This is a genomic window from Acidovorax sp. KPB24-07, from assembly GCF_057543315.1.
Window position 1 is genome coordinate 1 of the sequence record NZ_BAAJYS010000368.1, and the last position, 3,245, is coordinate 3,245.

A 3,245-nucleotide genomic window follows, 5' to 3' on the forward strand; every position below is an offset into this window, starting at 1 on the left:
GCGTTCTGGCGCACGGTGGAGCTCAACTCCTCCATGGACGCGGCGGTCTCTTCCAGGGCCGAGGCCTGCTGTTCGGTGCGGGCCGACAGGTCCTGGTTGCCCTGCTCGATCTGCGAGCTGGCCGCGGCCACGCCTTCGGCGCTGCCGTGGACGGCACCGACCACGCTCGCCAGGCTGGCGCGCATGTCGCTCAGGGCCTGCATCAGCTGCGCGGATTCGTCCTTGCCGTGCACGGCGATGTCCATCGTCAGGTCGCCAGCGGCCACGCCCCGCGCCACTTCGACGGCCGAAGCCAGCGGCCGCGTGATGTGCCGCGTGATCCACCAGGCCAGCACCGAAGCAATCGCCACCGCAGCGATCAGCAGGGCCAGCAGCGTGGTCTGCGCACGGTGGAACGTGGCCACCGCATCGTCGTGCGCGGCGTCGCCGCCTCGGCGGTTCACGCGGGCCAGCTCGCCCAGCGTGGACGCCATGGCATCGAAGCTCTTTTCCGAATCGGTGAAGAAGATCCGCAGCGTTTCATCGTGCGCCTGCAGCGGCTGGTCCAGCATGCGTTGCTGCACCGCGAGGTACTGGTCCCGCTGGACCTTGTAGGCCTCATAGTCCTTGCGCTCCTCACCGGGCGTCACCAGGGGTGCGTACACGGCCTCGGCATCCACCAGTTGCTGGCGCCGCACCTTGAGTTCCTCCTTGAGCTTGGTCAGGTTGCCCTGGTCCGTCGGCAGGAAGGCCTCGCTCTCGGTGCGCCGCAGGCGGTTGGCGGCGATGCGCACGTTGGCGATGGCCTCGATGCTGGGAAGCCAGTTGGTGGCCAGGTCTTCGGCACTGGCGTTGATGCGAAGCATCTGGCCCCAGGCCATCCAGGCCAGGGCGATGGTGATCAGCGTGGTGATGCTGAAGGCGAGCGCCAGTTTGGCACCGATGCGGAGGTTGTGCAGGTTCATGATAAGGACCACCTATTGCGTTTGGTATCACGATTATCATTTTGACACCTTAGAACAGACTTAAACCGAAATCCGCAGGGCGGAAATGACAAAAATATGATGCCGTATTTATCACTTTTGCAGTTTTCAGGTCGACAACCCGTCGCCTCCGGCATACGCTTCCAGCCCGATCGCCACCACCGTGGCGACCTCGTCGCCCACCTCCATGCGGAATTCCGCTTCCGCCTGCGCCACCGCATCGCGGAACGCCTGCAGCCACGCCAGGCCTGCGGCGGTGAAGCAGACCCGGCGCGCGCGGGCATCGCGCGGGTCCGGTTCCCGAACCACCAGGCCCCAGGCGGCGCACTGGTCCACCAGATCGGCCATGGACTGCTTCGTCATGCCGGCCCGCTGCGCCAGATCGGTCAGCCGGTCGCCCCCCAGCGACAGGTGGCGCGTGATGTGCACATGCGCCGCACTCACCTGATCGCGCGCGGCGAGGTTGGAAAGCGCCAGGGGCACTTCCACGTTGTGGGCCATGAGTTCGAGCACCCGCGCATCGAACCGGCGCATGGCATGCCCGAGCAGGCGGCCCAGGTGGGTCTGGCGCCAGCCATCGTCGAGGGGGAAAGAAGGTGGGGTTTCGGCCATGGCACATTGTCAGGGAAACTGACTTAAAACACCGTTTACGCGCCGAGACGGCTCGCATAAACTACTGTTCAAGCATCCAGCCTGTGACTACCCACAGCCGGACAGAGACACCCCAACCCATTGTTTTTCAAGGACTTTCCATGGACTTCGCCGTCAAGGGGACCCACCCCGCCCAGCCCGTCAACACCGAAAAGGCCAAGGCCCTCCAGGCCGCGCTGGCCCAGATCGAGAAGCAGTTCGGCAAGGGCACCATCATGCGCCTGGGCGAAGGCGAGGTGATCGAGGACATCCAGGTCGTCTCCACCGGCTCGCTGGGCCTGGATATCGCGCTGGGCGTGGGCGGCCTGCCCCGCGGCCGCGTGGTCGAGATCTACGGCCCGGAATCGTCCGGCAAGACGACGCTCACGCTGCAGGTGATCGCCGAGATGCAAAAGCAGGGCGGCCAGTGCGCCTTCGTCGATGCCGAGCACGCGCTCGACGTGCAATACGCCCAGAAGCTCGGCGTGCAGCTGTCCGATCTGCTGATCAGCCAGCCCGACACCGGCGAGCAGGCCCTGGAGATCGTGGACAGCCTCGTGCGTTCGGGCGCCGTGGACCTGATCGTGATCGACTCGGTCGCCGCGCTCACCCCCAAGGCCGAAATCGAAGGCGAAATGGGCGATGCGCTGCCCGGCCTGCAGGCCCGCCTGATGAGCCAGGCGCTGCGCAAGCTCACCGCCACCATCAAGAAGACCAACTGCATGGTCATCTTCATCAACCAGATCCGCATGAAGATCGGCGTGATGTTCGGCAGCCCTGAAACCACCACGGGCGGCAACGCGCTCAAGTTCTACGCCTCGGTGCGTTTGGACATCCGCCGCACCGGCACGATCAAGAAGGGCGACGAGGCCGTGGGCAACGAAACCAAGGTCAAGGTCGTGAAGAACAAGGTCAGCCCGCCGTTCAAGACGGCCGAGTTCGACATCCTGTTCGGCGAGGGCATCAGCCGCGAGGGCGAGATCATCGACATGGGCGTGAACGCGAAGATCATCGAAAAGAGCGGCGCCTGGTACGCCTACAACGGCGAAAAGATCGGCCAGGGCCGCGACAACTCGCGGGAGTTCCTGCGCGAGAACGCCGACCTCGCCCGCGAGATCGAGAACAAGGTGCGCGAGAGCCTGGGCATCGCCCTGCTGCCCGCCAGCCTGGAAGCCCCCGCCGCCGCCCCGGCCAAGGAAGCGGCCGAGAAGTAAGCCCTGGCCGATTGCAGGCCATGCCCGGCTCCAGCGCTTGATTGACAGGCGCTGGATGCTTCCACTTTCATAGCACCATGGGATTTGCGACGCTTTCGCTCAAGGGCCGGGCACTGCGCCTGCTGGCACAGCGCGAACACTCCCGCGCCGAACTGGCCACCAAGCTGGCCCGCCACGTGCAGGAGGGCGACGACCTGAACGCCGTGCTCGACGACCTGCAGGCCAAGGATTTCATCAGCGCGCAGCGCGTGGCCGATTCGGTGGTGAACCGCCGCGCCGCCCGCCTGGGCACACAGCGCCTGGTGCAGGAGCTGCGTGGCAAGGGGCTGGACGACGCCCTGGTGCGCGCCACTGCGGAGCGCCTACGCGCCACCGAGCTGGAGCGCGCGCAGGCCGTGTGGCGCCAGCGCTTCGGCGCCCCGGGCGAGACGCCGCAGGA

The 3,245-nt window shown here is 66.2% G+C and carries 4 protein-coding genes; 2 read left to right on the plus strand and 2 right to left on the minus strand.

Annotated features, from left to right (window positions below):
• Together AC27IQ_RS21065 and AC27IQ_RS21070 are read right to left on the minus strand one after the other, a co-directional pair.
• The coding region (locus AC27IQ_RS21065; RefSeq protein WP_487090658.1) for a methyl-accepting chemotaxis protein at positions 1-944 on the minus strand (944 nt) is incomplete at its 3' end.
• A 126-nt stretch (positions 945-1,070) separates the two neighbouring features.
• Entirely contained in the window at positions 1,071-1,574 is a 504-nt protein-coding gene (locus AC27IQ_RS21070; protein ID WP_487090659.1) for a MarR family winged helix-turn-helix transcriptional regulator, read from the minus strand.
• A 140-nt stretch (positions 1,575-1,714) separates the two neighbouring features.
• Here AC27IQ_RS21070 and recA point away from each other — a divergent pair, with 140 nt between their 5' ends.
• Both recA and AC27IQ_RS21080 read left to right on the plus strand, forming a co-directional pair.
• Positions 1,715-2,806: a recombinase RecA gene (gene recA / locus AC27IQ_RS21075; RefSeq protein ID WP_284400760.1), complete on the plus strand. Its 1,092-nt coding sequence runs from the start codon at positions 1,715-1,717 to the stop codon at positions 2,804-2,806.
• A gap of 77 nt (positions 2,807-2,883) precedes the next feature.
• The coding region (locus AC27IQ_RS21080) for a regulatory protein RecX (RefSeq protein WP_487090660.1) at positions 2,884-3,245 on the plus strand (362 nt) is incomplete at its 3' end.

Coding starts and splice junctions, on each gene's coding strand:
- AC27IQ_RS21070 (WP_487090659.1), bottom strand. CDS start 1,574: ATGGCCGAAACCCCACCTTCTTTCCCCCTCGACGATGGCTGGCGCCAG.
- recA (WP_284400760.1), top strand. CDS start 1,715: ATGGACTTCGCCGTCAAGGGGACCCACCCCGCCCAGCCCGTCAACACC.